This window comes from Micromonospora sp. NPDC049049 (genome assembly GCF_040649115.1).
Lineage (GTDB): Bacteria > Actinomycetota > Actinomycetes > Mycobacteriales > Micromonosporaceae > Micromonospora.
On the sequence record NZ_JBEZEX010000017.1, the window covers coordinates 1 to 25576 of the forward strand.

The 25576-nt window shown below is 72.1% G+C and carries 30 protein-coding genes; 14 read left to right on the forward strand and 16 right to left on the reverse strand.

The window, feature by feature from the left end; all coding sequences use genetic code 11:
• Nucleotides 1-329 precede the first annotated feature (329 nt).
• The 4 genes from AB0B68_RS18450 to AB0B68_RS18465 form a co-directional block, all read right to left on the reverse strand.
• Nucleotides 330-1028, reverse strand: coding sequence for a TetR family transcriptional regulator (locus AB0B68_RS18450; protein ID WP_357208605.1), 699 nt, complete (start codon nt 1026-1028; stop codon nt 330-332).
• Entirely contained in the window at nt 991-1485 is a 495-nt protein-coding gene (locus AB0B68_RS18455) for a DCC1-like thiol-disulfide oxidoreductase family protein (protein ID WP_357261309.1), read from the reverse strand. The genes AB0B68_RS18450 and AB0B68_RS18455 overlap by 38 nt, the downstream gene beginning before the upstream one ends.
• Entirely contained in the window at nt 1482-2036 is a 555-nt protein-coding gene (locus tag AB0B68_RS18460; protein WP_357261312.1) for a hypothetical protein, read from the reverse strand. Before AB0B68_RS18460 ends, AB0B68_RS18455 begins: the two co-directional genes overlap by 4 nt.
• Nucleotides 2037-2171: 135 nt before the next feature.
• Complete coding sequence (locus AB0B68_RS18465; RefSeq protein WP_357206322.1) at nt 2172-3626, reverse strand: glycoside hydrolase family 3 N-terminal domain-containing protein; 1455 nt, start codon at nt 3624-3626, stop codon at nt 2172-2174.
• 168 nt (nt 3627-3794) lie between these two features.
• On the opposite strand from AB0B68_RS18465, the gene AB0B68_RS18470 reads away from it, so the two are divergent.
• Nucleotides 3795-4970 (forward strand): ROK family transcriptional regulator, encoded by a 1176-nt coding sequence (locus tag AB0B68_RS18470; protein ID WP_357261315.1) that lies wholly within the window; start codon nt 3795-3797, stop codon nt 4968-4970.
• 124 nt (nt 4971-5094) lie between these two features.
• On the opposite strand, the gene AB0B68_RS18475 is transcribed toward AB0B68_RS18470, so the two are convergent.
• Together AB0B68_RS18475 and AB0B68_RS18480 are read right to left on the reverse strand one after the other, a co-directional pair.
• The gene (locus AB0B68_RS18475) at nt 5095-6108 is read right to left on the reverse strand and encodes an ABC transporter permease subunit (protein WP_357261317.1); all 1014 of its coding nucleotides are present in this window, start codon (nt 6106-6108) and stop codon (nt 5095-5097) included.
• Nucleotides 6105-7103 carry an ATP-binding cassette domain-containing protein gene (locus tag AB0B68_RS18480; RefSeq protein WP_357206328.1) on the reverse strand — a complete coding sequence of 333 codons (999 nt, stop codon included), beginning with the start codon at nt 7101-7103 and terminating at the stop codon, nt 6105-6107. Before AB0B68_RS18480 ends, AB0B68_RS18475 begins: the two co-directional genes overlap by 4 nt.
• A gap of 119 nt (nt 7104-7222) precedes the next feature.
• Between AB0B68_RS18480 and AB0B68_RS18485 the strand changes: the two genes are divergently transcribed.
• Complete coding sequence (locus AB0B68_RS18485; protein ID WP_357206330.1) at nt 7223-8023, forward strand: ABC transporter ATP-binding protein; 801 nt, start codon at nt 7223-7225, stop codon at nt 8021-8023.
• Between the two features lie 23 nt (nt 8024-8046).
• Nucleotides 8047-8943, forward strand: a complete 897-nt coding sequence (locus AB0B68_RS18490; RefSeq protein WP_357206332.1) for a ribokinase — start codon at nt 8047-8049, stop codon at nt 8941-8943.
• 43 nt (nt 8944-8986) lie between these two features.
• Here AB0B68_RS18490 and ftrA read toward each other — a convergent pair whose 3' ends face one another.
• The gene (gene ftrA, locus AB0B68_RS18495) at nt 8987-10018 is read right to left on the reverse strand and encodes a transcriptional regulator FtrA (RefSeq protein ID WP_357261320.1); all 1032 of its coding nucleotides are present in this window, start codon (nt 10016-10018) and stop codon (nt 8987-8989) included.
• Nucleotides 10019-10088: 70 nt separating this feature from the next.
• On the opposite strand from ftrA, the gene AB0B68_RS18500 reads away from it, so the two are divergent.
• Nucleotides 10089-10547, forward strand: coding sequence for a rhodanese-like domain-containing protein (locus AB0B68_RS18500; protein WP_357206335.1), 459 nt, complete (start codon nt 10089-10091; stop codon nt 10545-10547).
• A 24-nt stretch (nt 10548-10571) separates the two neighbouring features.
• Here the strand turns inward: AB0B68_RS18500 and AB0B68_RS18505 are convergent, their stop codons facing one another.
• The 4 genes from AB0B68_RS18505 to AB0B68_RS18520 form a co-directional block, all read right to left on the reverse strand.
• Complete coding sequence (locus tag AB0B68_RS18505; protein WP_357261323.1) at nt 10572-11300, reverse strand: hypothetical protein; 729 nt, start codon at nt 11298-11300, stop codon at nt 10572-10574.
• A gap of 47 nt (nt 11301-11347) precedes the next feature.
• On the reverse strand, nt 11348-11737 hold the full coding sequence (locus AB0B68_RS18510; RefSeq protein ID WP_357261326.1) for a hypothetical protein: 390 nt from the start codon (nt 11735-11737) through the stop codon (nt 11348-11350).
• Entirely contained in the window at nt 11734-12216 is a 483-nt protein-coding gene (locus AB0B68_RS18515) for a DUF6232 family protein (RefSeq protein ID WP_355005366.1), read from the reverse strand. The genes AB0B68_RS18510 and AB0B68_RS18515 overlap by 4 nt, the downstream gene beginning before the upstream one ends.
• Nucleotides 12217-12313: 97 nt before the next feature.
• Nucleotides 12314-12793 (reverse strand): DUF6232 family protein, encoded by a 480-nt coding sequence (locus AB0B68_RS18520; protein ID WP_355005365.1) that lies wholly within the window; start codon nt 12791-12793, stop codon nt 12314-12316.
• A 98-nt stretch (nt 12794-12891) separates the two neighbouring features.
• Between AB0B68_RS18520 and AB0B68_RS18525 the strand changes: the two genes are divergently transcribed.
• Nucleotides 12892-13665, forward strand: coding sequence for an enoyl-CoA hydratase-related protein (locus AB0B68_RS18525; protein ID WP_357261329.1), 774 nt, complete (start codon nt 12892-12894; stop codon nt 13663-13665).
• A gap of 82 nt (nt 13666-13747) precedes the next feature.
• A complete protein-coding gene (locus AB0B68_RS18530; protein ID WP_357261332.1) occupies nt 13748-15370 on the forward strand; it encodes an acetolactate synthase in 1623 nt (540 codons plus the stop codon).
• A gap of 48 nt (nt 15371-15418) precedes the next feature.
• On the opposite strand, the gene AB0B68_RS18535 is transcribed toward AB0B68_RS18530, so the two are convergent.
• Genes AB0B68_RS18535 through AB0B68_RS18545 form a run of 3 tightly spaced genes read right to left on the reverse strand, consistent with a single transcriptional unit; the run spans nt 15419 to nt 16548 of the window.
• A complete protein-coding gene (locus AB0B68_RS18535; RefSeq protein ID WP_357199516.1) occupies nt 15419-15826 on the reverse strand; it encodes a PLD nuclease N-terminal domain-containing protein in 408 nt (135 codons plus the stop codon).
• A 27-nt stretch (nt 15827-15853) separates the two neighbouring features.
• Nucleotides 15854-16159, reverse strand: a complete 306-nt coding sequence (locus tag AB0B68_RS18540) for a DUF202 domain-containing protein (protein WP_357261335.1) — start codon at nt 16157-16159, stop codon at nt 15854-15856.
• Nucleotides 16156-16548 (reverse strand): DUF202 domain-containing protein, encoded by a 393-nt coding sequence (locus AB0B68_RS18545; RefSeq protein ID WP_355005360.1) that lies wholly within the window; start codon nt 16546-16548, stop codon nt 16156-16158. The genes AB0B68_RS18540 and AB0B68_RS18545 overlap by 4 nt, the downstream gene beginning before the upstream one ends.
• Before the next feature lie 42 nt (nt 16549-16590).
• Here AB0B68_RS18545 and AB0B68_RS18550 point away from each other — a divergent pair, with 42 nt between their 5' ends.
• The 4 genes from AB0B68_RS18550 (at nt 16591) to AB0B68_RS18565 (ending at nt 19739) form a co-directional block, all read left to right on the forward strand.
• The gene (locus tag AB0B68_RS18550) at nt 16591-17388 is read left to right on the forward strand and encodes a GNAT family N-acetyltransferase (protein ID WP_357199522.1); all 798 of its coding nucleotides are present in this window, start codon (nt 16591-16593) and stop codon (nt 17386-17388) included.
• Nucleotides 17385-17798, forward strand: a complete 414-nt coding sequence (locus AB0B68_RS18555) for a hypothetical protein (protein WP_357199525.1) — start codon at nt 17385-17387, stop codon at nt 17796-17798. Before AB0B68_RS18550 ends, AB0B68_RS18555 begins: the two co-directional genes overlap by 4 nt.
• A 187-nt stretch (nt 17799-17985) precedes the next feature.
• The gene (locus AB0B68_RS18560; protein WP_357199528.1) at nt 17986-18765 is read left to right on the forward strand and encodes an electron transfer flavoprotein subunit beta/FixA family protein; all 780 of its coding nucleotides are present in this window, start codon (nt 17986-17988) and stop codon (nt 18763-18765) included.
• Between the two features lie 14 nt (nt 18766-18779).
• On the forward strand, nt 18780-19739 hold the full coding sequence (locus AB0B68_RS18565) for an electron transfer flavoprotein subunit alpha/FixB family protein (protein ID WP_354943294.1): 960 nt from the start codon (nt 18780-18782) through the stop codon (nt 19737-19739).
• Nucleotides 19740-19832: 93 nt separating this feature from the next.
• On the opposite strand, the gene AB0B68_RS18570 is transcribed toward AB0B68_RS18565, so the two are convergent.
• Entirely contained in the window at nt 19833-20666 is an 834-nt protein-coding gene (locus AB0B68_RS18570; RefSeq protein WP_357261338.1) for an anti-sigma factor, read from the reverse strand.
• Nucleotides 20620-21222: a sigma-70 family RNA polymerase sigma factor gene (locus tag AB0B68_RS18575; RefSeq protein WP_357199535.1), complete on the reverse strand. Its 603-nt coding sequence runs from the start codon at nt 21220-21222 to the stop codon at nt 20620-20622. Before AB0B68_RS18575 ends, AB0B68_RS18570 begins: the two co-directional genes overlap by 47 nt.
• A gap of 230 nt (nt 21223-21452) precedes the next feature.
• On the opposite strand from AB0B68_RS18575, the gene AB0B68_RS18580 reads away from it, so the two are divergent.
• The 4 genes from AB0B68_RS18580 to mnmA all read left to right on the forward strand — a co-directional run bounded on the left by AB0B68_RS18580 (nt 21453) and on the right by mnmA (nt 25551).
• Complete coding sequence (locus tag AB0B68_RS18580; protein ID WP_357199538.1) at nt 21453-22283, forward strand: DUF4397 domain-containing protein; 831 nt, start codon at nt 21453-21455, stop codon at nt 22281-22283.
• Nucleotides 22280-22945, forward strand: a complete 666-nt coding sequence (locus tag AB0B68_RS18585; protein ID WP_357199541.1) for a class F sortase — start codon at nt 22280-22282, stop codon at nt 22943-22945. Before AB0B68_RS18580 ends, AB0B68_RS18585 begins: the two co-directional genes overlap by 4 nt.
• A gap of 104 nt (nt 22946-23049) precedes the next feature.
• Entirely contained in the window at nt 23050-24225 is a 1176-nt protein-coding gene (locus AB0B68_RS18590) for a cysteine desulfurase family protein (RefSeq protein WP_357199544.1), read from the forward strand.
• Nucleotides 24226-24477: 252 nt separating this feature from the next.
• Nucleotides 24478-25551, forward strand: coding sequence for a tRNA 2-thiouridine(34) synthase MnmA (gene mnmA / locus AB0B68_RS18595; RefSeq protein WP_357199547.1), 1074 nt, complete (start codon nt 24478-24480; stop codon nt 25549-25551).
• Nucleotides 25552-25576: the final 25 nt, after the last annotated feature.

The following is a 25576-nucleotide window of genomic DNA, read 5'->3' on the forward strand; positions in this document are numbered from 1 at the left end:
GCCCTGACCTACGGCCTAGCCCCCACCTCCGTGTATGCCCCCCCCCCCCCCCCCCCCCGCCCCCCCCCCCCCCCGCCCCCGGGGGGGGGGGGGGGGGGGGGGGGGGGGGGGGGGGGGGGGGGGGGTGATGGGCGCGGACCGTGGATCCCGGGCCGGATCCACGGTCCGCAACCTCCCCCCAGGCCCCGGTTCCGGGTGTAGCGGCGGGCCGCTACGTGTCGATCACGCTACGTATCGAACAGGCTCGGGGCAAGGTTGAAGCTGTCGGTTCGGAGTGTCGAAAAGCGGACTTGACCTGCTGCTTCGCCAGCCGAAGGAGGTCGGTCGGATCAGTGACGGAGCGTACGAATCAGGTCGAGCACCTGTCGGGTCACCGGCCGAAGGACCCGGAGTCGGGACAGCGCCACGAGCCGATCGACGAGTGGCACGGCCCCGTCGATCAGTTGGCGGGTCTTGGTCTGGCCCGGCGATCGGTCGTGCACCCAGTAGAGGATCACGCCCATGTACGCGAGCCAGAGCAGCTCGGGTAGCTGTGGACGCAGCTCGGCGTCGACCTTGGCCGTCGAGCCGGTCAACACCTCGCCGAAGAGGTCGATGGCCGCCTGTCGGGGGCCGGAGGACTCAGCGGAGAAGGGGCTCAGCGGCGAGGTGGGTTCCGCCGCCGTCTTGAAGAAGGTCGCCGCGAATCCGTGTGAGGGCGTCAACACGTCGATCCCCGCGTGCAGCACTCCGGCGAGCCGGGGACCGAACGCCTCCTCCCGATCGAGCACGGGCTGCGCGGCGGCCCGGTGCTCGACCTGGGACTGGGCGTAGAACTCCTGAATCAGGTGGTCCTTGGAGCCGAAGTAGTAGTAGGCGTTGCCCACCGCCACGCCGGCCTCCTGCGCGATCGCCCGCATGGTGGTCTGTGCGTATCCGCGTTCGCGGAACAGCCGCATCGCGGTGTCCCGGATCAGCTGCCGGGTCTGCTCGCCCCGGGCGGTGGCTGGGTCACCCGCAGTGGTCGTCTGCGCAGGCTGTTCGGTCATCGAGGTCACCGTATCCCGCCGGTTCGTCGGTCGGCTCGGCCCACGGGTCGCGGATCCGCTCGCGGATCGCCGAGGCGGCGGCCACCGTCTGGCGGGCGAGGGGCAGCAGGTGCGGTCGGGCCAGCCGCTCGGCCGCGGACCGGTGGTCGGTCAGCGCCCAGAGGCAGGCGAACCAGGCGCCGTCGCCCGCGTACACCTCGCCGGTGTCGGCGATCACGGTGAGGTCGCGCAGCGTCGCGTCGTGGTCCAGGCCGGGGAAGCGCCGCCGGGCCTCGGCGGACCCGGCCGGCACGAACTCCAGGGGTACGAGCTGGGCGCGGGACGACAACCAGCGGCGGGCGGCGCGGCAGATCGGGCAGGCGGCGTCGAACAGGACGGTGAACCCCCGGATCCCACCGCCCCCGAGCGCGGTGGGATCCGGGAGCCGACCGCCGCCACCGGTCGGGGGCGCGGTCATCGGGCCTGTGGGTTGTTCGTCGGGCCGACGCCCGGCTGCGGGCCGTCCGGCGGAGGTCCTGCCGGGTGTGCGCCGGTCGGCTGGCCTCCGCCCGGGTACGCGCCGACCAACTGCGATCCGGGAGGGGCGGACGGCATGGGGAGTCGGCCGATCGGGGCGAGCGGGGGGTGGGTGGCGAGCTGGCGGAGTCGGTTTCGGCGGTAGCGGCCGAGCGCGAAGACGTTGAAGAAGTGCAGCGCGCCGAGCACCAGCAGCACCAAGCCGATCTTGAGGGACAGCTCCTCCATGGCCTGGCTGGTCGAATCGACCGGGTCGGGGTGCTTCATCGCCACCGTGACATAGCCGAGGTTGAGCAGGTAGAAGCCGACCACCAGGAGGCTGTTGACAGCCCGGGCGAGTCGTTCCTCGGCGAACACCTCCTCCAGGAAGACCTGCCCGTTGCGGGACAGTGCTCGAGCCACCCAGATGGTCAGACCGACGCTGACCGCGAGGTAGATCACGTACATCCAGACCTTGATGTCCATGTGGACGCCCTTCTTGAACGTGTTCAACTACCGACGTCAACAGACTAGGGCCGATGTTGAACATGTTCAAGAAGTGGCGACCAGTGACTGTGGACACTTCGGTGCGGTGCTGGAGCGCGCCATCCGGCCGAGCTTTTCAGCCCGGCCGGAGAGCGCCGTGGCTCAGCCGGCCAGGCCGAGCACCTCGGCCGCCGCGCGACCGTTGGCGTGGCTCGCGCCGTAGGTGGTAACGAAGGCGCGGACGCCAACGGGCCGCCACTGTGCCGGCCAGCCCATCTCCACCACTGTCACGGGGTGCTGGGCCGCCAGGTCGGCGATCAGGTCCGGGCCGCCGGGCAGCCGGTGCAGGTGTCGTCCGACCAGGACGATGGGACGGTCGCCCGCCAGTCCGCGCAGCGTGGCCGGGTCGGTTTCGGTGGCGATCACCCGGATCTCCGACACCCCGTCCAGGTGCGGACCGAGGCCCCACGGAACCCGCCCCTCGGCGATCGTCGACTCGGTGTGCAGTTGCACCACCAGGGGCTGGTCCAAGCCGGTGAGCAGGCCGTCCACCCGGACCGCTCGGCGCGCTGCGGCGTACCCCAGCTCGGTGTCGCCGGTGACCGGTGACCCGCTGGCGGCCCGGGTCCAGGCGGCGAGATTGGCGGCGCGGCCGGCCGCCTCCTCGACCCGCGGCCTCGCCAGCCGGCCGTCGGCGAGCGCGTCGACGATCTCGGCGGCCACCCGCTCGACCAACTCGGCGTCGACCTTCGCGCCGATGCAGAGCAGGTCGGCGCCCGCGCTCAGGGCCCGGACCGCAGCCGGCCCGACCCCACCGGCGGCCACTGCGGCACCCTTCATCTCCAGCGCGTCGGTGATGACGGTGCCGGTGAAGCCGTACTCGGTGCGCAACAGGTCGACCAGGACGGCTCGGCTGAAGGTCGCCGGGTCGGCGCCGGTGAGCGCCGGAACCCGGATGTGGGCGGTCATCACGGCGCGCGCCCCGGCGGCGACGATGGCCGCGAACGGCGGCAGGTCCCGCTGGCGGAGCAGGCTCAGCGGAGCATCCACTGTGGGCAGTTCGTGGTGGGAGTCGGTGACGGTGGCACCGTGCCCGGGGAAGTGCTTGGCGCAGGCGGCCACGCCGGCGGCCTGCAACCCGGCCACGGCGGCGGCCGAGTGGGCGGCCACCCGCACCGGATCCGCGCCGAAGGACCGGGTGCCGATCACCGGGTTGTCGTCGGCGGTGTTGACGTCGACAGTGGGGGCGAGGTTGACGGTGATGCCGAGCGCTGCCAGTTCGGCGCCGATCGACTGATAGACCCGTCGGGTGAGGGCCACGTCGCCGATCGCACCCAGGGCGGCGTTGCCGGGGTACGGGCTGCCGGTGGCGTGCGCCAGCCGGGTCACGTCGCCACCCTCCTCGTCGATCGCGATCAGCGCGTCGGGTCGACCGGTGCGCAGTGCGGCGGTGCTCGCCGCCACCTGCGCGGGGTCGTGCACGTTGGTGCCGAACAGGGTGTGCCCGGCCAGCCCGTCGGCCAGCAGGTCGACCGCCCAGTCCGGCGGAACCGGTCCCGGGTACGCGGCCAGCAGCGTGCCCAGCGCGAGCCGGCGCAGTCCTGGATCCAACCCCACGTGTTTCCCCCTTCGGTGCCCCCGCGGGTACGAAACGTCGTACCGGTGGTGGTCGTGGCCCTGCCGACTCGGCCGAGCGTCCCACCGTCGGGTGACCGTTACGCTACGGCTACCCGTTCGCAGGTCGGTTTACAGTTAGCAAAGTTTACTAAAACTAGAGGACGTGTCATGAGTGCGACCCGGCTGCCCGGCACCCCCCGTCTGTTGCGGGCGCTCAACGACCGTGCCGCGCTGGAACTGCTCCTCGAACGCGGCCCGCTGACCCGGGCTCGACTCGGCGAGCTGACCGGCCTGTCGAAGGTCACCGCCTCGCAGCTCGTCGAGCGGCTGGAGGAGCGCGGCCTCGTCGCGCGGGTCGGCGAGCAGGCCGGCGGGCGCGGGCCGAACGCCCAGCTCTACGCCGTCCGCCCGAGCAGCGCGCACGTCGTCGGCGTGGACGTCGGGCCGGACCGGGTGGTGGCCGCGTGCGCCGACATCACCGGCGCGGTCATCGGCCGGGTGGAGCAGTCGACCCGGGACACCGACGACCCGGTGGGCGTGGTGCACAACGCCGTCGTGCAGGCGGCGAGCAGCGCCCAGGCGCAGCTGAGCAGCGTACGACGGATCGTGCTCGGCACACCGGGCCTGGTCGACCCCGGCACCGGCGACATCACCTTCGCCTTCAACCTGCCGCGCTGGCACAGTGGTCTGCTCGCCGCGTTGCGGGACGACCTGCACACGCCTGTGGTCTTCGAGAACGACGTCAACCTGGCCGCCGTGGCCGAGGCGCAGTCCGGCGCGGCGCGGGGGCTGTCGGACTTCGTGCTGGTCTGGGTGGGCGCCGGCGTCGGCCTGGCGATCATGCTGGGCGGGCGGTTGCACCACGGCAGCAGCGGTGCCGCCGGCGAGATCGGCTACCTTCCGGTGCCCGGCGCGCCCATCCCGCGCGACGTCTCGCGTCGCGCCAAGCCGGCCTTCCAGCAGCTGATCGGTGCGGACTCGGTGCGCGCGGTGGCCCGCGAGCACGGCTACCCGGACGCCGACGCCGCAGAGGCGGTCCGCGTGGCCGTCGCGGCCGGCGCTGACGGCGGCCCGATGCTCGACGAACTGGCCCGTCGGCTCGCGCTCGGCGTGGCCAGCACCTGCGTGGTGCTGGACCCGCCGCTGGTCGTGCTCGCCGGCGAGGTGGGCCAGGCCGGTGGCGCGGCGCTCGCCGACCGGGTGCAGCAGGAGGTCGCCGCGATCACCCTGGTCCAGCCACGAGTGGTGCCGACCGGGTTGACCGAGGAGCCGATCCTGCACGGCGCGCTGCGCACCGCCCTGAACGCCGTACGCGACGAGGTGTTCGGCTCCACCGTCGGCTGAGCCCGCTGCGGCGGTCATGTGAAGGAATATTTCACCGCACGCCCGCAGCTTGCAAGCTCCTGCCAGGCGTCGGCTCGGCCGTTCCGTCGGGCCGCCCGGACCGGGGCGACCCGACGGCCTCGACTCAGATCAGGTCGCGGCGACGGAACACGGCGAACGCCGCCGCGGTCAGACCGCCGGTGATCGCCAGCAGCACCAACAGCGCCGGCAGCCAGGTCACCGTGTAGAACCCCTCGCAGTAGGGGAGTTGGCCGCTGCCCCGGCAGACCTGTTCGTCATAGAACCGCGCCTCGCCGTTGAGCCACGCCCCGATGTGACTGGACAGCATGAACAGGTCCGACTTCCGCGCGTCGATGATCTCCAGGACCACTCGGCCACCCAACTCCCAGACCACCGCGTACGCGGCGAGCGCGCCGAGCGCCGCGGACGTGTGCCGACCCAGCGTGGCGATCGCGAAGCCCAGCGCGGAGGCCAGCAGCACCAGCACCAGGCCACGGCCGTGCACCGCGCCGAGTGAGCGCCAGAAGTCGCCGTCCAGCCGGCCCGGCAACCCGAAAGCCTGCCCGATCACCCAGAACGTGGCGAGATAGACCACCGACGCCAGCAGGGCCAGGACCAGCACCGCGCCGAGCAGGGTGCCCAGCTTGGTCGCGAGCACCGTCAACCGGCGCGGTCGCCAGAGCAGCAGGTTCACCACCCCGCCCGAGGTCAGGTCCGCGCCGATGTAGGAGGCGCCGACCAGGAACCCGAACAACACCAGGAACGCGATGAGGAAGTACAGCAGCGGTTCGGCCTGCTCGGCGAAGGTGAACACACCCGGCAGGAAGTCGGCGGCGATCGGCAGCCGGTCCTGCCGGATCGGGTCGATCTCGGAGCAGTCGCTGGGGAAGTACCTGTCCGTGTCGGAGGTCGAGGTGCCGTCCTGGCGGGCCAGGCACTCCTGGTGGGTGGCCTCCAGGTCACGCCGCGCCTCGGCGGCCTGCGTCCGCGCCGAGTTCAACTCACTGACGCTCGGTTTGTGGGAGCCGGCAAGGGTGGTCGCCGCCGTGACGGCGAACGCCAACGCCAACAGGACGACCATGAGCTGCACGAAGCGACGCGCGGACAGTCGCTCCAACTCGGCACGCACCAGGTTCACGCGTCCACTCCCCGATCGAGGTCGATCACAGCTTCGTCCTGCGGCAGCGCCGGGTCGCCGACCTGCCGGGGCACCGACGGATGCTCGTACGCCCCGGTCAGCTCCAGGAAGACGCTCTCCAGATCCGGCCGCAGCGGCGTCAGCTCGCCCACCCACAGACCCTGCTCACCGAGCACCCGGCTGATCGCCGTCGGGTCGCTCACCCCGCTCACCACCAACGCTCCGCCGTCCAGCACCGCCGTCAGGTCGGCCGCGTGCAGCAGCTCGACGGCCCGCTCCGGTTCGGCCACCCGGACCAGGAACTCGTGCCGGTCGTGGCCCGCCAGCACCTCGTCCACCCGACCGGTCGCGACCCGCCGCCCCCGGGAGATGATCGTGACGTGGTCGCAGATCAGCTGGATCTCGCCCAGGATGTGACTGGACACCAGCACTGTCACCCCGTTGGCCGCCAGCGACCGCATCAGGTCCCGCATCTCCCGGATGCCCGCCGGGTCCAGCCCGTTCGCCGGCTCGTCCAGGATGAGCAGACGCGGGTCCTTCAACAGCGCGGACGCCACCGCCAGACGCTGCTTCATGCCCAGCGAGTAGCCCTTCACCCGCTCATCGCCCCGGTCGTGCAGGCCCACCAGATCCAGCACCTCGTCCACCCGCGAGACCGGCACACCACCGGCGCGGGCCAACAGCCGCAGCGTCCGGTAGCCGGTGAAGTTGCCGAAGAACTGCGGGCTCTCCACGATGGCGCCGACCTGACCCGCCACCCGGGGCAGCAACTCCGGCGACGGTTCGCCGAGCACCATCATTCGGCCGCTGTCGGCGCGTACCAGCCCGAGCAGGGCCCGCAGGGTGGTGGTCTTGCCCGAGCCGTTGGGGCCCAGGAAGCCGTGGACCTGGCCCGCCTCGACCAGCAGGTCGAACCCGTCCACCGCCACCCGTCGGCCGCTGCGCAGGCTGCGGAAGCTCTTGCGTAGACCCTCGATCTCGATGACCGCGCTCATCTGCGCAGCTCCGTACGTCGGCTGGGCATGGGTCGTCCTTCGGGCTTGGTGATCAATGACACGGCGCTTCACCCTATGGCTGAGGTGCCGCCCATGGGGGGCACCCCGGCGCTGCGTGGTTGGATGGTGCGGTGAACCCGGATCTGGTGGTCAGCCTCGACGGCGTCGGCGTGCGCCGCTCCGGCACCGCCCTCCTCGAGGACCTGACCTGGCGTGTCGAGTTGGACGAGCGGTGGGTCGTCCTCGGCTCGAACGGCGCCGGCAAGACCACACTGCTCAACCTTGCCGCCGGTCGCCTGCACCCCACCACTGGTGTCGCGCACGTGCTCGGCGAGCGGATCGGCCGCACCGACGTCAACGAGCTGCGTACCCGGATCGGGCTCACCACCGCCGCGATCGCCGAGCGGCTGCCCGCCGACGAGCGGGTCAGCGACGTGGTGGTGACCGCCGCCTGGTCGGTGGTCGGCCGTTGGCGGGAGAACTACGACCGTGGCGACGAGGCGCGGGCGCGGGCACTACTGAGTCAACTCGGCGTCGGTGGTCTCGCCGAACGCCGCTACGGCACCCTCTCCGAGGGTGAGCGCAAGCGGGTGCAGATCGCCCGTGCCCTGATGACCGACCCGGAGCTGCTGCTGCTCGACGAGCCCGCCGCCGGGCTCGACCTGGGCGGTCGGGAAGACCTGGTCGCCCGACTGGCCGAGCTGGCGTACGACCCGGACGCCCCGGCGATGGTGCTGGTCACCCACCACGTCGAGGAGATCCCGCCCGGGTTCACCCACGCGATGCTCCTGCGCGAGGGCGGGGTGGTCGCCCAGGGCCTGCTCGCCGAGACGCTGACCGGTGACAACCTCTCCAAGACCTTCGGGCTGCCACTCGTCGTCGAGCGGTCGGGCGACCGCTTCACCGCCCGCGCCGCCTGATCGCCGGACAGGCGGAGACGGCCGTGCCGCAGACCCGGATCGCCGTGGTGGGCAGCGCCAACATGGACCTGGTCGCGATGGCACCCGCGCTGCCTCGTCAGGGCGAGACCATGCTCGGCACCGACTTCGTGATGGTGCCCGGCGGCAAGGGCGCCAACCAGGCCGTGGCCGCGGCCCGCGCCGGCGCCTCCTGTGCCTTCCTCGGCGCGATCGGCTCGGACGCCTTCGGCGTCACCCTCAAGGCCCGCATCACAGCGGCCGGTGTGGACACCAGTCAGCTTCGCGTGGTCTACGGCACCTCGGGAGTGGCGCTGGTCATGGTCAACGCCCAGGGGGACAACGCCATCGTGGTCACCCCCGGCGCGAACGACGCCCTGGTCGGCCTCAGCGAGGAGGAGCTGACCACCGTCCGTACGGCGGACGTCCTGGTCGCGCAACTGGAGATCCCGGTGCAGACCGTGACTGCCGCCGCGGTGGCCGCCCGCGAGGCCGGCACCAGGGTCATCCTGAACGCCGCCCCGGCGCGGGACCTCCCACCCGAGCTGCTCGCCGCCGTGGACCTGCTGGTCGTCAACGAGGGCGAGGCGCAGGCGCTCGCCGGCCGGGGTCGGGAGGAGCCGCGCGCGCTGCTCGACCTGACTCCCCGGGCCGTGCTCACTCTCGGCGGGGAGGGCGCCTGGTACGTCGACCGGGACGGCACCGAGGTGCACGTGCCGGCGGTACGGGTCGACGTGGTCGACTCCACCGCCGCCGGTGACGCGTTCACCGCCGCGCTGGCCGTCGGCTGGGGCGAAGGGCGCGACCTGGTCGACGCGGTGCGCTGGGCGTCGGCGGCCGGCGCTGCCTGCGTCCGCAAGCTCGGCGCCTCGGTGGCGCTGCCGCAACGCGCCGAGATCGACGAGCTGTACGCGCCGGCCTGACCCCGTTGCTCGCGCACCGAGCCGGCCCGACGGTCGCGGCGTGTCACGCCCGCTCGCCGACGCCGGTGCGAAAGGCCCGGCGGTACGCCGACGGTGAGGTCAGCATGACCCGGCCGAAGTGGTGGCGGTAGGTCGCCGGGGTGTCGAAGCCCACGGCGCGGGCGACCTGCTCGACAGCGGCGTCGGTCTCCTCCAGCAGTGCCAGGCTGGCGCGGACCCGCTGCTCGACCAGCCAACGGATCGGGCTGGTGCCGGTGGCTCGGGCGAAATGCCGCAGGTACGTGCGGGACGACATGTGCGCCCGGTCGGCGAGCTGGGCGACGCTCAGCGGCTCGGCGAGGTGGGCGAGTGCCCAGTCGAGGCTGACCGCGATCCGGTCGTCGGCCGGGTCGGCGGGCACCGGCGCCTCGACGAACTGGGCCTGCCCGCCGTCGCGGTGCGGCGGGATCACCAGTCGTCGGGCGACCGCGTTGGCGATCGCCGCGCCGTGATCACGCCGGATGACGTGTACGCAGAGGTCCAGCCCGGCTGCGCTGCCGGCACTGGTGAGCAGGTCGCCGTCATCGAGGTAGAGCACGTCCGGGTCCACCTCGACCAGTGGGTAGCGCCGCGCCAGCAGCTCCGCGTACCGCCAGTGGGTAGTGGCCCGGCGGCCGTCCAGGAGGCCCGCCCCCGCCAGCGCGAACGCGCCCGAGCAGATCGACATGATCCGGGCCCCGCGCCGGTGCGCCTCACCCAGCGCGGTCACCAGCTCGGGCGACGGGTCAGCGGTCACGTCCGGTACGCCGGGCACGATCACCGTCCGCGCCGCCGCCAGCTCGGCCAGGCCGTACGGGGTGTGCAGGCTCGCCCCGCCGACCACCGGCACCGGCCCCGGCCGCTCGGCGCAGACCACGGGGTCGTACCAGTCGACGTCGAATTCGGGCCGGGCCAGTCCGAACACCTCGGTCACGATCCCGGTCTCGAACACCGACATCCCCGGGTACGCGAGCACGGCGACCCGGTGCGCGGCCGCCGGTCGTCGAGGCGCGGGGAGCGGGCGCGGACCGGTCGTGGTGGCCGTCGGGATCGGCATGGCGGGATGTTAGCGCAGGATGTCGTTCCCGCCACTCGTCCCGTGGTCGGGCCCCGGCGAGGATCGGTGCATGACCTTCACCTTCGCCGTTCCGCAGCCCGATCCGGCCACCGCCGCCGCCTGGTTCCGCAATCGGCTCAGCGTCGAGACCGACGTCAGTGATGTGCACGCCGACCTGTCGGCACGTACCCCGGGTCTGGTGGTCGTCGACTCCCGAGGCGCGGCCGCCTGGGCGCAGGGGCACCTCCCCGGCGCGGTGCACCTGCCCACCGCTGAGATCGCGACCCGGGCGGCGGATCTGATCCCGCCGGGGTCGGCGGTCGTGACCTACTGCTGGGGTCCCGGCTGCAACGGCGCGACCCGGGCGGCGCTGGAGTTCGCCCAGCTGGGCCATCCCGTGAAGGAGATGCTCGGCGGGTTCGAATACTGGGTCAGGGAGGGGCTGCCGGTGGTGACGGAGGCCGGGCTGACCCGACGACCGGTCGATGACCTCACCGCGCCCGCCACGACGATCACCTGCGACTGCTGATCCACGGCACGGGCGGGCCGGCGTTCACCCCACCGGCTCGTCGGCGAGCTTCTCGCCGCGGCGGCGCAGCATGCCCAGCCCGGGGATGCCGGCCACGGCGAGCTTGAGGTCACGGGTGACGTCGAGCAGGTCGTGCAGGTCCGGGCCGACCCGGTCCAGCGTGGCCAGGATCGGCAGGATGTCCGCCGTCAGATGCTCCCGGAGCTTCGGCAGCTCGTCGATCAAATGGATCGCCGCGGTGATCTCCTCATGGCTCAGCTCCCCGACGAACCGCTCGGCCATCGGTGCGGCCCGGCGCAGCGCCGGCTCGTACGCCGCCAGCAACTCGGCCGCGGTGGCGGCGGCCTCCGTCGCGGTGCCCACGGTGGCTGAGGCGCGGTTCGCGACCCGGTCGGCCTCGGCGACCACGGTGCCCGCCACCCGGGAGACCCGGTCGGCCTCGGCGACCACAGCGGCGGCGGCCGTTGCCACCTCGGTGGCCGTGTCGATGGCGGTGGTCGCGGCGGCGCTGATGACGGCCACCTCGCGAACCGCGCCCTCGGCGTCGGTGAGCACCTGGTCGGTCCGATCCAGGGTCGTCTCGATCCGGTCGACCACGCCGTTGATCCGGGCCAGCAGCTGCTCCACCCCGTCGAGCACGGCGAACGCGCGGGCGGGCACGGCGGCCATCGAGGCGGCCGAGCCGAGCGCCTGGTCGAGGGCGTAGCGGGTCAGACCTACCACCGCAGTCGGGGTGGGGAGGGGAATCGCCATGGGGTCAAGTGTGCGTCGGCCGTGCCACAACCGCCCGTCGGAGCAGGTCAGCGTGACTGTCGACCGGCGGTGTCGTCGCGGGCCACCCGCAGCGCCCACCAGATCAGCGGCACCTGCAACGGCACCCGGCCGTACGCGATGGCCCGCTGTGCCGGGCGTCGGCGCCGCCAGTCCACGGCCATCTTGACGTTCGCCGGTAGGACGGCGACGAAGAGGGCGGCGGCTGCCCGGCCACCGGCCCGCCGGGTGGCCGGGTTCGCGACAGCCGCAGCCACCACCAGTTCGGCGACCCCGCTGGCGTACGTCCAGAAACGGGGCGGTCCGGGCAGCGCACGCGGCACGATCGGGTCGTAGACGCCGGGGCGTACCAGATGGGTGACGCCGGCCGTCGCGAGCAGGCCGGCCAGGGCGACGGCCTCGCGGCGGCGGGTGGTCATCGGTGGTCCCCCTGTTGTTCGACGGCGCGCTGCACGGCCCGGTAGATCTGCCCGAACCGTAGCGCGTCCGGGGTGCGCACCAGCAGGTCCTCCCGGCCGTGGTGCTGCACCCACAACTCGTGCACGTGGCTGCCGCGCTCGTAGGAGCGGTCCAGCCAGCCGAGGGGAATCTCCAGGAACGGTGCCAGCGCGAGCGCCCCCGCCGCGCAGGCGGCCAGGATGATCAGCGCCAGCTGCCAGTTGCCTCGATCCTGAGCCGACCAGGCCAACGACAGCACGCAGACCACGGCGACCAGCGGCGGCAGCGAGAGCAGCAGGACCAGGACACCGCGCCCCAGCACACGGCCGCGTACGGCGAGGGTTTTCTGCCCCCGTGCGTGCCAGACGAACGTCACGTCGGACAGGGCGATCACGTGACCACCCGCCCGGATCGACTCGGAGGTCACCTGCACCGCGTCGTCCCGGTAATAGAGGGTCATCACTAAGCCTAACCACCGGGGGGCAAACCTCGCCGAGTCCGGCCGTGCCCGTGCCCGTGCGGTCCGCCGTGCCCGTGCCTCAAACGGGACAGACTGGCTAGCGGCGCGTGACGGGGTGGGCCGGCTGGCTGTGCTCCACCGCGCGTTGCACCGCCCGGTAGATCTGCCCGAAGCGCAGCGCGTCACCGGTGTGCAGCAGACGCACCGGCTGGCCCCGCCAACGGGCCCAGATCTCCAGTTGGCGGCTGCCCCGGGCGTACGAGCGGTCCAGGTGTTCGAAGAGGAAGTCGGCGACCGGCCCGACGGCCAGGCCGACCAGCACCGACGCGCCGACGATCGCGATCGTCACGGTGGGGGAGCGGTGCAGCCAGACGGCCACGCCGATGCCGAGCACCGCCGCGACCAGTGGGCCGGCGAGGGCTGCGCCGAGCGCGCCCCGCCCCACCAGCACACGCCAGGAGCGGGTGCCCCGGCGGTGCCAGATCATGGTGATGTCGGCCAGCTTGTAGCTGCGACCGTCCACGCGAAGGGTGGTGGAGGTGACCTGCACCGACCTGTCGTCGTAATACGTGATCATGGCTGGACTCCCGCCCACGGGGCTGACACCACACTACTTACCCAAACGAGCCGGGTCGTAAGGTTGGCACGCGACTTCGACGAGGAAGTGAGGGCAGCGTGGGCGAGTTCGTTCGGCTGGAGACCACTGACGGCATCGGCACGATCCGGCTGGAGCGGCCGCCGATGAACGCGCTCAACACCCAGGTGCAGGAGGAGCTGCGCGCCGCCGCGGCGGCGGCCACCGCCGATCCCGAGGTCCGCGCGGTCATCGTGTACGGCGGGGAGAAGGTCTTCGCCGCCGGCGCCGACATCAAGCAGATGGCTGACATGTCCTACGTGGACATGGCCGACCGGGCGGCGAACCTGTCCAGCGCGCTCGGCGCGATCGCCCGGATCCCCAAGCCGGTGGTCGCCGCGATCACCGGGTACGCCCTCGGTGGCGGCTGTGAGCTGGCGTTGGCCTGTGACTGGCGGATCGTCGCCGAGGACGCCAAGCTCGGCCAGCCGGAGATCAAGCTCGGCATCATCCCGGGTGCCGGCGGCACCCAGCGGCTGGCCCGCCTGGTCGGCCCGGCCCGCGCCAAGGATCTGATCATGACGGGCCGGATGGTCGACGCCGAGGAGGCCCTGCGGATCGGCCTGGCCGACCGAGTGGTCCCGGCCGCCGAGGTCTACGAGGCCGCTGTCGCCTACGTGAAGCCGTACCTGACGGGCCCGGTGCAGGCGCTGCGCGCGGCGAAGCTGGCGGTCGACGGCGGCCTGGACATGGACCTGAACTCGGGCCTGGCCTGGGAGAGTCAGCTCTTCGCGGCGCTGTTCGCCACCGACGACCGGCGCGAGGGCATGGCGGCCTTCGTCGAAAAGCGCAAGCCGGGCTTCACCGGCCGCTGACTATTAGCCGAGAACAGTTCACATTGTTCCTACCGGCCAGTAGCGTGGGGCGTCGGTCACAAGGAACGAAGGGGAGCGGCGGATGACGGAGCGGATCGAGGGTCACGGCGGCGAGTTGGCGCTCGCGGCACTACGCGCGCACGGCGTACGGGAGATGTTCACGCTGTCCGGCGGGCACGTCTTCCCGCTCTACGACGCCGCGTACAAGACCGACTTCCCGATCTACGACGTCCGGCACGAGCAGTCCGCGGTCTTCGCCGCCGAGGCCGTGGCCAAGCTCCAGCGCCGCCCCGGCCTCGCCGTGCTCACCGCAGGGCCCGGTGTCACCAACGGCATCTCCGGCATGACCAGCGCGTTCTTCAACGCCTCGCCGGTGCTGGTGCTCGGCGGGCGTGCGCCCGCGTTCCGCTGGGGCTCGGGCAGCCTCCAGGAGATGGACCACCTGCCGCTGGTCGCCCCGGTCACCAAGCACGCCGAGACGGTGTTCAGCACCGACGACATCCCGCGTGCTGTGGGTGCGGCGCTGAACGCCGCGCTCACCCCGCACCGGGGCCCGGCCTTCCTCGACTTCCCGCTGGAGACGGTCTTCTCGGTCGCGGAGGCCGAGCTGCCCACCGTGACGGGTGTCGACCCGATCGCCCCGGACCCGGAGGAGGTCGGCCGCGCGGCGTTGCTCATCGCCGGGGCGCAGCGGCCGGTCATCATCGCCGGCTCCGACGTGTACGCGGGCGACGCGGTCGCCGCGCTGCGCGAGGCGGCCGAGGCGTTGCAGGTGCCGGTCTTCACCAACGGCATGGGTCGCGGCTCGCTCCCGCCGGAGCACCCGCTGGCGTTCGCCAAGGCCCGACGGGCCGCGCTCTCCGGCGCCGACGTGGTCGTGGTGGTGGGCACTCCGCTGGACTTCCGGCTCAGCTTCGGTGACTTCGGTGACGCCAAGGTGGTGCACATCGTCGACGCCCCCAGCCAGCGGGCGACGCACGTGCAGCCGGCCGCCGCACCCGCCGGTGACCTGCGCCTGATCCTCTCCGCGCTGGCCGATCACTCCGGTGACCGGGCCGACCACTCCGACTGGATCGCCGACCTGCGGGTGGCCGAGGACGCGGCGAAGGCTCGGGACGCCGCGGAGATGGCCGCCGAGACCGACCCGATCCGCCCGGCCCGGATCTACGGCGAGCTGCGTCGGGCGCTCGCCCCGGACGCGATCACCATCGGCGACGGCGGCGACTTCGTGTCGTACGCCGGGCGGTACCTGGAGCCGGCCCAGCCCGGCACGTGGCTGGACCCGGGCCCGTACGGCTGCCTGGGCACCGGCATGGGTTACGCGATGGGGGCCCGGGTCAGCCACCCGGACCGGCAGATCTGCGTGCTGATGGGCGACGGCGCGGCGGGCTTCTCGCTGATGGACGTCGAGTCGCTGGTCCGCCAGAAGCTGCCGGTGGTGATCGTCGTCGGCAACAACGGCATCTGGGGGCTGGAGAAGCACCCGATGCGTGCCATGTACGGCTACGACATCGCCGCCGACCTCCAGCCGGAGCTGCGGTACGACACGGTGGTCAGCGCGCTCGGCGGTGCGGGGGAGACGGTCGCCAAGGCGGCCGACCTGGGCCCGGCGCTCCAGCGGGCGTTCGACTCCGGAGTGCCGTACCTGGTGAACGTGCTCACCGACCCGACCGACGCGTACCCCCGGTCGTCGAACCTGGCCTGAGTCGCACCCGCCGCCGCCGTCGCTCCCGCGCCGGCGGCGGCGGTGCGCTCACACCTCCGGTCGGTCGCCCTCGCGCGGCGGCTCACCGTCGCGGCGGCGCAGGTCGTCCTCGCGTCGCCGCAGGTCTTCCTCCCAGCGTTGGAACAGCTCCTGGTCCTGCTGCTGGGCGCGTTCCTCGACGGAGCGCAGGAACTCCGGGTCGTCGTCGGGGGCCACCGGCCGAGGACGCTGCCGCTCGCCGCCGCCCGGCCAACCCTTGCCCGCGCCGGCGCTGGGCTCCCGGCCGACGATGAACCAGGCGATCGAGCCGACCAGCGGGAAGAACAAGATGATCAGCACCCAGGCGATCCGGGGAAGGGCGCGGATCTTGCCCTCCTCGGCGGAGAGACAGCTGATCAGCGCGCAGACGGCGAGGACAATCTGCACCAGGAAGAGGAGTACGCCAAGCCGGGCCATGCACCCATGATGACTCACCGGCGCGCGTCACCCCAGTCCGCGCAGGACCAGCAGCACCCCCAGTAACGCCAGCACCACGGTGCCCACGGTGACCAGGGGCAGTGTCCGGCCGCCGGTGCGGGCCGGACCGGTGCCGGTGCCCCGGGGCCAGCAGAGCACCAGCAGGGTGCCCCACACCAGAACGGTGCCGCAGGCGATCAGCGCACCGGTCGGGCCGCCCGTCGCCGCCAGCCGGACGGCGAGCACGCTCACCACGGTCACCGTGAGCAGGGTGCGCCGCCAGGCCAGCCGGGTCCGCTCCGGTTGCAGCCCGGGATCGCGTCCGGTGCTCACCGCCCGCCGACCGCGCGGAGCAGGACGGCGACCACCAGCAGTAAGGCGCCGACGCCGACGGCGAGCGCCAGGATGGCGGGAAACCGGGACGCGGGCAGCTCCTGACCGAGCCGGATGGCCCGCTCGGTACGCGCCCAGTGGTCCACCGCGCGGATCGCGACCGCCGCGCCGAGCAGCAGCAACGACACCGCGATCACCTCCCGCAGGTGGCTCATCGGCAGGGGTGGCAGGAACTGCGCGGTGGCCAGCCCGCCTCCGACGAGTGCCAACCCGGTGCGTAGCCAGGCGAGGAAGGTCCGTTCGTTGGCCAGGGAGAACCGGTAGTCCGGTGTCTCACCGACAGCGCGTGCCTCCGCCGGGTCGAACCACCGCCTGATCGCCTCCCACACAGTGGGAGAATATCCGTTTCCCTTCCCGCTTAGCCTGGTCCGGTGACTGATCTCGACGTACAGACGCTGCGCGACGCCTACGACAACCAACTCCGCCCGGAGATCCCCGACCCGGTTCCGGCCGGGGTTTCCGTGGAGCGGGACGGGCCGCTGGTCCGCATCATCGGGCTCGACGCCGGCGGGTTCCTCACCTACCGCACCCTGGGCGGGTTGACAGGTGACGCGCTGGACGAGCTGATCGCCCGGCAGGTGCAGCTGTTCCGTGAGCGCGGCCAGTCTGTCGAGTGGAAGCTCAACGAGCACGACGAGCCGGCCGATCTGGCGGACCGGCTGCGCGCTGCCGGTTTCGTGCCGGAGGACCGCGAGACCGTCGTGGTCGGGCCGGTCGCCCCGCTGGCCGCCGCGCTGCCTGTCGTTCCCGAGGGGGTACGCCTGCGTGAGGTGACCGCCCGGGAGGACCTGGAGCGGATCGCCGCCATGGAGGAGGAGGTCTGGCAGGAGGATCGCTCGCACCTCGTGACGGGACTGGCCAAGGAGATCGACGCCGACCCGAACTCGATCACCGTGGTGGTGGCCGAGGCGGGTGGGACGGTGGTGAGCGCGGGCTGGGTGCGGTTCCCGGCGAACACCGGCTTCGCCACGATGTGGGGTGGCTCGACCCTGCCGCAGTGGCGGCGCAAGGGCATCTACCGGGCGTTGGTCAACTACCGGGCGCGGCTCGCCGAGCAGCGGGGTCGGACGCTCATGCAGGTCGACTGTTCCGAGGACAGCCGGCCCATCCTCCAACGGCTCGGCCTCGTCGCGGTCACCACCACCACCCCGTACGTCTACACTCCGTGATCATGGAACAGCGGTTGACGGACGAGGAGCGCCTGACCCTCAAGACCGGTGCCTTCGGTGCCGTCTTCCTGGTTTCCAACGCCGATCCCGGTGTGCTGGGGGTGATCCGGGAGAGCATCGCCGCTTCCGGCGCGCTGGCCGACGCCAGTGGCACTGTCAAGGAGGCGCTGACCACCGGCCCGCTGCCGCGACTTCCGCGGGACTCGCAGCTGGAGATCGAGTCGGTGGTGCTGCCGGCGCTGGGTGAGGCGGTGCGGATCCTGCGCGAGAAGTCCCCAGGCGACGTGGACGCGTACCGCGATCTGGTGTTGGCCGCGGCGGACCAGGTGGCCCGCGCGCACGACGGGGTGGTGCCTGCCGAGGCGGCGGCCATCGACCAGATCCGGGTCGCGTTGGCCGAGCCGGCCTGACCGGCCGCGCGTCGGTGAGCTGTGTCACTCTGAGTGCTGCGGGAGTGCAACCTACTGGCAGGTAACATTGCGCCGTGGGCAACTGCACAACCGCCCGCGGTTGACCTGGCGTCGACCGACGCGCGACGCTGCGCCCCATACCGGGCGAGCGAATCGCAACACCACACAGGAGGGTCGTCGAAGCGCGATGAACATCGTCGTACTCGTCAAGCAGGTGCCTGATTCGGGCGCGGACCGCAACCTGCGCAATGACGACAACACCGTCGACCGCGGTTCGGCGAACAACGTGATCAACGAGATGGACGAGTACGCCATCGAGGAGGCGCTGAAGATCAAGGAAGCGCACGGCGGCGAGGTCACCATCCTGACCATGGGTCCGGACCGGGCTACCGAGTCGATCCGCAAGGCGCTCTCCATGGGCCCGGACAAGGCCGTGCACGTGCTGGACGACGCCCTGCACGGCTCGTGCGCCGTCGCCACCTCGAAGGTACTCGCCGCCGCGCTCGGTCAGCTCAACGCCGACCTGGTCATCTGCGGTGCCGAGTCCACCGACGGCCGGGTCCAGGTCATGCCGCACATGATCGCCGAGCGGCTGGGCGTCGCGGCGCTCACCGGTGCCCGCAAGCTCACCGTCGACGGCACGACGCTGACCGTCGAGCGGCAGACCGAGGAGGGCTACGAGGTGGTCACCGCCGCCACCCCGGCCGTCGTCTCCGTCTGGGACACCATCAACGAGCCGCGCTACCCCTCCTTCAAGGGCATCATGGCCGCCAAGAAGAAGCCGGTGCAGACGCTCTCGCTGGCCGACCTCGGAGTCGCGGCCGACGAGGTGGGCTTCGACGGTGCCACCAGCGCCGTCGTCGAACACACCAAGCGCCCCCCGCGCTCCGGCGGCGCCAAGATCACTGACGAGGGCGAGGGCGGCGTCAAGCTGGTCGAGTTCCTCGCCACCGAAAAGTTCGTGTGAGAGGGGGGTCTGACATGTCCGAGGTTCTCGTCGTCGTCGAAGCCACAAAGGAATTCGGCGTCAAGAAGGTCACCCTGGAAATGCTCACCCTCGCGCGTGAGCTGGGCACCCCGAGCGCTGTGGTGCTCGGCGGCGCCGGCGCCGCCGAGGCGCTGAGCGGCAAGCTGGGCGAGTACGGCGCGGAGAAGATCTACGCCGCCGAGGGTGACGAGATCGACGGCTACCTGGTGGCCCCCAAGGCGACGGTGCTGGCCGAGTTGGTCAAGCGCGTGCAGCCGGCCGCCGTGCTGCTGGCGTCGGCCCAGGAGGGCAAGGAGATCGCCGCCCGGCTCGCCGTCAAGCTCGACAACGGCATCCTGACCGACGTGGTCGGCCTGGACGCCGACGGCACCGCGACCCAGATCGCCTTCGCCGGCTCCACCATCGTCAAGTCCAAGGTCACCAAGGGCCTGCCGTTGGTCACCGTCCGGCCCAACTCGGTCACCCCCGCCCCGGCGGCGGCCACCCCGGCGATCGAGCAGCTCAGTGTGTCGGTCACCGACACCGACAAGCTGGCCACCGTCGTCGAGCGGGTCGCCGAGCAGAAGGGCTCCCGCCCCGAGCTGACCGAGGCCGGCGTGGTCGTCTCCGGCGGTCGGGGCGTCGGCAACGCCGACAACTTCAAGCTGGTCGAGGAGCTCGCCGACCTGCTCGGCGGCGCCGTCGGCGCGTCCCGCGCGGCCGTCGACTCCGGCTTCTACCCGCACCAGTTCCAGGTGGGCCAGACCGGTAAGACGGTCTCCCCGCAGCTCTACGTCGCCCTCGGCATCTCCGGCGCGATCCAGCACCGGGCCGGCATGCAGACCTCGAAGACCATCGTCGCGGTCAACAAGGACGGCGAGGCGCCGATCTTCGAGCTGGCCGACTTCGGGGTGGTGGGCGACCTGTTCAAGATCGTCCCACAGGCCGCCGAGGAGATCCGCAAGCGCAAGTAAGCCAGCGATACGTCGGTGGCCGCCCGTTCGCACGGGCGGCCACTGCCGTATGGGAGCTGATCGGCGAGCCGGGGAGCTGAGCCGGCCCGCCGATCAGCCCGTCAGGGAGCCCCTCAGCAGGCTGTCGCCGGAGTGGCGGGTGTTGTTGTCGTACTGCTCGGCGGAGACGTCGACCACCGAGTAGCTCTTGAGGTCGACATTCGGAGGCAGGGGTAGCAGGGCGTCCGCGCCGCCACCCAGGGTGCCGACCGAGAACATCTCCATGGTCGTCGGATTGATGAGCCAGACCTCGTAGTACCCCGGGACGGTCGGGAGATTCGCCACATGCAGATGTAGTTGGCCGTCCTGGAAAACCCGGGCGTCGCCCTTGGCCGTCGGCGGGGTCGCGCCGTACGCGGCCAGCGGAGCGCTCGCCACCACCACCGGCGTCGGGGTGGGCGTCTGATCGTCCGGTCGGAGCACCGAGACGGTGCCCACGACGGCGACCGCCGCGGCGGCGGCCGCGGTCACCGCTGTGGCCACCCAACCGGACCAGCCGCGACCCCGGCGGGATCGCCGCGCCGGGTCCAGCCGGGTCACCGTCGACCCGGCGGCCGCGTCGGAGGTCCGCTCGGTCGTCGTGGTGTCGGCCTGCCCGGCCGTCGTGGTGTCGGCCTGCCCGGGCACCCGGTGTCGGCGGGTCTCGGTCAGCAACGGCCCGGCCTCCGCCGCCCTGACCTGGGCCTCGATGCCCTGCCAGACGTGCTCCGGTGGGTCGGGCAGGTCGGCCAGGCCCTGCGTCTCGGTGCCGAGCCCCGCCACCTGCTGAAGGCTCGCGACCTCCGCGCGGCAGAGCGCGCAGGTGGCGAGGTGGGCGCTCTCCCCGTTGTCCGCCTCGCTCTCACCGAGTGCCAGAAATACCAGCCGGTCGTGGTCCAGGTGCTGCACCGTCCACCTCCCATCTGCGCTTCAAGCTCGCCATGCCGCGTCGGATGTGACTCTTCACGGTGCCCAACGGCACACCGGTCACCGCGGCTATCTGCTGGTGTGTCAGGTCGTCGTAGAAGGCCAGCTCCAGCATCCGTCGCTGGTCGTCCGGGAGGCGAGCCAACTCGTCCGCGATCACCAACCGGTCCACCACGCGGTCCGGATCCGGCTCGGTCTGCGCCGGCTCGGGCAGTTGTCGGACCGTCTCCACCACCCGGGTCTCCCGGGCCGAGGCGCGCATCCGGTCGATCACCTTCCGCCGGCCGATACCGAGCAACCAACCGATCAGCGACCCCTTGGACGGGTCGAACGTGTCGCGGCCCAACCAGGCGGCGACGAACGTCGCCTGGGTGACGTCCTCGGCGTCGCTGCGGTTCGCCAGCATGGACGTGGCCAGATGGAGCACGGCACGACCGTAGCGGTCGTACGCCTCGCGCAGCGCCACGTCGTCGCCGTCACGGAACCTGCGGTCGAGGTCGTCCACCGGAGGGTCCGGTTCCTGTCGTAGCGCCGTCATCGGGCGGCTCGCCTTCGATGGGGCATACCCGACTGTAGCTGCCACAGTCTCCGCCCCACTTCCCCGGTCGATGTCATCTCACCTGCTCTTCGTCTCCCGACCCCGTTGCGGATGCGGTCGGGGCCAGAAAAGAAAAGTGCCTCCGGGGCGCATCCACCCGTCCGACAGCCGGCGTAACCCGTTCTGCAAGCCAGGCCTGACGAATCAGCAGTTATCACCAGGAGGCAGACATGCAGCTCTCGTACTTCCGTCGGGTCGCCGCGGGCGGCGCGGTAGCCGCGCTGACCTTCGCCGGCGTCGGTGGGCTCACCGCCGGCCCGGCGTACGCCGCCACGTCGAAGGTCTCCGTCGTGCACGGCATTCCGGACACCCCGGTCGACGTCTACGTCAACGGCAAGAAGACGCTGGACAACTTCAAGCCCGGTGACGTCGCCGGCCCGCTGAACCTGGAGGAGGGCGACTACGACATCGCGCTCACCAAGCCGGGCGAGCCGATCGGCAGCGCGATCCTCAAGGTCGACAACGCCGCGGTGCCGGGCGGTGCGAACATCAGCATCGCGGCCCACCTCGACGCCGCCGGCCAGCCGAAGATCACCCCGTTCGTGAACGACGTCTCGAAGGTCGACGCCGGCAAGGCGCGGCTGATCGTCCGGCACACCGCCGCCGCTCCGGCGGTCGACGTCCGCGCCGGTGGCAAGCCGGTCTTCGAGGACCTCACCAACCCGAACGAGGCCAAGGGCGACGTCGACGCGGGCGAGGTGAAGGCGGACGTGGTGCTGGCCGGCACCGACACCGTGGCCATCGGCCCGGCGGACCTCAACCTCAAGGAGGGCACCGCCACGATCGTCTACGCGATCGGCTCCGCCGAGGGCAAGACCCTCGACGTGGTGGCCCAGACCATCACCGGCCTGCACTCCGCCCCGGGTGGCGTGCCCAGCGGTGACGGCGGTCAGGCCGGCACGGGCGTGGACACCTGGTGGTACGTGCTCACCGGCGCCGGCGTACTCCTGCTCCTTGGTGGTGGGGTGCGGATGGCGACCGCGCGGACCGGCCGCAAGTGACGGTGCGCAATCGCGGCGCGCTGGCGGCCCTGGCCGCCGGCGTTGCCGCGCTCACCGTCGCCACGCTCGTGGCGTGCGGCTCCCAGCCGGCCGAGGACGTGGGCGGCGACGAGGCGGCCAACCTCGCGACCGCCACCCCGACCCCGTCGGCCAGCGCGGCCGATGGCCAGTCTGTCCCGGTGACCGTCGGCGAACTGCCGGCCGGGGCGGAGATCGTCCCGCCGGTGCGGCTGGTGATCCCGGCGATCGACGTCACCGCCACGATCAACGCGGTCGGCATCAACAAGCGGACAAACGATTTCGAGGTGCCGCCGAGCGTCGACAAGATCGGCTGGTACCGGTACGGGCCCGGCCTGGAGGCGAACGCCGGCTCGATCGTCATCGCTGGTCACGTGGACAGCGCCCAGCAGGGCAAGGGCGCGTTCTTCCGGCTGCGGGAGCTCGATCAGGGCGACACCCTGACCGCGACCGGCAGTGATGGCGAGGCCCGCAAGTACCGGGTCGTGGCCCGGGAGGAGTACGACAAGACCAAGATCCCGCTGGACCGGTACTTCGCCCGCGACGGCAAGCCGCGGCTGACCCTGATCACCTGTGGTGGGCCGTTCGACGCCAAGGCGCGCAAGTACCGCGACAACATCGTCGTCACCGCGGTGCCCGCCTGACCGGGCCCGCACGCGTCGGGCCGGGGTGGAGTTCCGCCCCGGCCCGTGCGCGCAGTCCCCTCCGGCATCCGGTCCCCAAGGTGTCGGCCGTACGCTGAACGGTGATGGCTTACCTGGATCACGCGGCGACGACTCCCATGCTCGATGAGGCACTGGAGGCGTACGTCGCTACCGCCCGCGAGGTCGGCAACGCGTCCTCCCTGCACGCGTCGGGCCGCCGTGCCCGCCGCCGGGTCGAAGAGTCACGCGAACAGGTGGCCGCTGTGCTGGGCGCGCGGCCCTCTGAAGTGATCTTCACCGGTGGTGGCACGGAGAGCGACAACCTCGCGGTCAAGGGCGTCTTCTGGGCCCGCCGCGCAGCCCGCTCCGACCGCCGCCGGGTGGTCTCCAGCGCCGTCGAGCACCACGCGGTGCTGGACGCGGTCGACTGGCTGGCCCAGCACGAGGGCGCCGAGGTCGGTTGGCTGCCGGTGGACGCCGTCGGTCGGCTCGACCCGCAGACCCTGCGCGCCGAGTTGGCCGCGCACGCCGACCAGGTGGCCGTGGTCACCGCGATGTGGGCGAACAACGAGGTGGGCACCGTCCAGCCGGTGGCCGAGCTGGCCGCCGTCGCCGCCGAACACGGTGTGCCCTTCCACACCGACGCCATCCAGGCGGTTGGGCAGGTGCCCGTCGACTTCGGCGCCAGCGGGGTGTCCGCGCTGACCGTCACCGGGCACAAGTTGGGCGGCCCGATGGGAGTGGGCGCGCTGCTGCTCGCCCGGGACGTGCCGGCCACGCCGCTGCTGCACGGCGGCGGCCAGGAACGCGACATCCGCTCCGGCACCCTGGACACCGCAGGCATCGTCGCCTTCGCGGTCGCCGTGGAGACGGCGGTGAAGGGTCAGCAGGAGTACGCGGCCCGGGTGGCCGCGCTCCGCGACGACCTGATCGAGCGGGTCCGCCAGGCGGTGCCCGAGGTGATCTACAACGGTGACCCGACCGATCGGCTGCCCGGCAACGCGCACTTCTCCTTCCCGGGCTGTGAGGGCGACGCGCTGCTGCTCCTGCTCGACGCGCAGGGAATCGCCTGCTCGACCGGCTCCGCCTGCTCGGCCGGCGTGGCCCAGCCCTCGCACGTGCTGCTGGCGATGGGTGCCGACGACGACCGTGCCCGCTCCTCGCTGCGCTTCACACTGGGCCACACCAGCACCCAGACCGACGTCGACGCCCTGATCGCGGCCCTCCCGGCAGCAGTCGACCGAGCCCGCCGAGCCGCAGCCCTCCGCACCCCCCGCTAAACCCCCCTCGCCCCAGGGCCCCCACCCTCTGATTTCCGCGATCTTGCACTTTCTGTCGTCTGTTCGCGTCTTGTGCGGCATATGTCGCAGCAGAAAGTGCAAGGTCGCGTGGGCGTGGGCGTGGGCGTGGGCGTGGGCGTGGGCATTCGGGCTTGGGGTTGGGTTGAGGGTTTGTGGGGTGGCGGGGGGTTCGGGGCTGGTGGATAGGGTTGTTGTGGGGGAACGGGCGGGGACGGGAAGGGGAGTGGGTCAGTGAGGGTTCTGGCGGCGATGTCGGGTGGGGTTGACTCGGCCGTGGCGGCGGCACGGGCGGTGGCGGCCGGGCACGACGTGACCGGCGTACACCTGGCCCTCGCGCGCAACCCACAGACCTACCGGACCGGGGCGCGCGGCTGCTGCACCCTGGAGGATTCCCGGGACGCCCGGCGGGCGGCGGACGTGATCGGCATTCCGTTCTACGTGTGGGACATGGCCGACCGCTTCCACGAGGACGTGGTCGACGACTTCGTCGCCGAGTACGCCGCCGGTCGTACGCCGAACCCCTGCCTGCGCTGCAACGAGAAGATCAAGTTTGCGGCGGTGCTGGACCGGGCGGTGGCCCTGGGTTTCGACGCGGTGGTGACCGGGCACCACGCCCGCCTCGGCGCGGACGGGCTGCTGCGGCGCAGTGTCGACCTGGCCAAGGACCAGTCGTACGTGCTCGCCGTGCTCACCCGCGAGCAGCTCGACCGGTCGATCTTCCCGCTCGGTGACCTGACGAAGGCGCAGGTCCGCGCCGAGGCCGCCGAGCGTGGCCTGGCCGTGGCCGACAAGCCGGACTCACACGACATCTGCTTCATCGCCGACGGTGACACCCGCGGCTTCCTGGCCGGCCGGCTCGGTGAGGCACCCGGCGACGTGGTGGACGCCTCCACCGGCGCTGTCGTCGGTAGTCACAGCGGCGCGTACGCGTACACGGTGGGGCAGCGTCGCGGGTTGCACCTGGACCGGCCCGCCCCGGACGGTCGGCCACGCTACGTGCTGTCCATCACGCCGAAGACCAACACGGTGACTGTGGGCCCGGCCGAGGCCCTGGACGTGTCCGACGTGCACGCCGTACGTCCGGTCTGGACCGGCGGCGCCCGGCCGGACGCCCCGGTCGAGTGCGAGGTGCAGTTGCGCGCGCACGGCGAGGTGGTGCCGGCGACCGTCGCCCTCGACGGTGACCGGCTGCACGCCGAGCTGCGCCGACCGGTACGCGGCGTCGCCGCCGGTCAGGCAGTGGTGGCGTACCGACCGGATCCGGCCGGCGACGTGGTCCTCGGCTCCGCGACCATCACCGGCTGACCGCACGGCCCGGGTGTTCGCGGGA

Coding starts and splice junctions, on each gene's coding strand:
- AB0B68_RS18575 (WP_357199535.1), bottom strand. CDS start 21,222: ATGACGGCGCTACGACAGGAACCGGACCCTCCGGTGGACGACCTCGAC.
- AB0B68_RS18535 (WP_357199516.1), bottom strand. CDS start 15,826: ATGGCCCGGCTTGGCGTACTCCTCTTCCTGGTGCAGATTGTCCTCGCC.
- AB0B68_RS18590 (WP_357199544.1), top strand. CDS start 23,050: ATGGCTTACCTGGATCACGCGGCGACGACTCCCATGCTCGATGAGGCA.
- AB0B68_RS18580 (WP_357199538.1), top strand. CDS start 21,453: ATGCAGCTCTCGTACTTCCGTCGGGTCGCCGCGGGCGGCGCGGTAGCC.
- AB0B68_RS18565 (WP_354943294.1), top strand. CDS start 18,780: ATGTCCGAGGTTCTCGTCGTCGTCGAAGCCACAAAGGAATTCGGCGTC.
- AB0B68_RS18510 (WP_357261326.1), bottom strand. CDS start 11,737: ATGACCACCCGCCGCCGCGAGGCCGTCGCCCTGGCCGGCCTGCTCGCG.
- AB0B68_RS18470 (WP_357261315.1), top strand. CDS start 3,795: ATGAGTGCGACCCGGCTGCCCGGCACCCCCCGTCTGTTGCGGGCGCTC.
- AB0B68_RS18455 (WP_357261309.1), bottom strand. CDS start 1,485: ATGACCGCGCCCCCGACCGGTGGCGGCGGTCGGCTCCCGGATCCCACC.
- AB0B68_RS18505 (WP_357261323.1), bottom strand. CDS start 11,300: ATGGCGATTCCCCTCCCCACCCCGACTGCGGTGGTAGGTCTGACCCGC.
- AB0B68_RS18515 (WP_355005366.1), bottom strand. CDS start 12,216: ATGACCCTCTATTACCGGGACGACGCGGTGCAGGTGACCTCCGAGTCG.
- ftrA (WP_357261320.1), bottom strand. CDS start 10,018: ATGCCGATCCCGACGGCCACCACGACCGGTCCGCGCCCGCTCCCCGCG.
- AB0B68_RS18530 (WP_357261332.1), top strand. CDS start 13,748: ATGACGGAGCGGATCGAGGGTCACGGCGGCGAGTTGGCGCTCGCGGCA.
- AB0B68_RS18480 (WP_357206328.1), bottom strand. CDS start 7,103: ATGAGCGCGGTCATCGAGATCGAGGGTCTACGCAAGAGCTTCCGCAGC.
- AB0B68_RS18500 (WP_357206335.1), top strand. CDS start 10,089: ATGACCTTCACCTTCGCCGTTCCGCAGCCCGATCCGGCCACCGCCGCC.
- AB0B68_RS18520 (WP_355005365.1), bottom strand. CDS start 12,793: ATGATCACGTATTACGACGACAGGTCGGTGCAGGTCACCTCCACCACC.
- AB0B68_RS18450 (WP_357208605.1), bottom strand. CDS start 1,028: ATGACCGAACAGCCTGCGCAGACGACCACTGCGGGTGACCCAGCCACC.
- AB0B68_RS18560 (WP_357199528.1), top strand. CDS start 17,986: ATGAACATCGTCGTACTCGTCAAGCAGGTGCCTGATTCGGGCGCGGAC.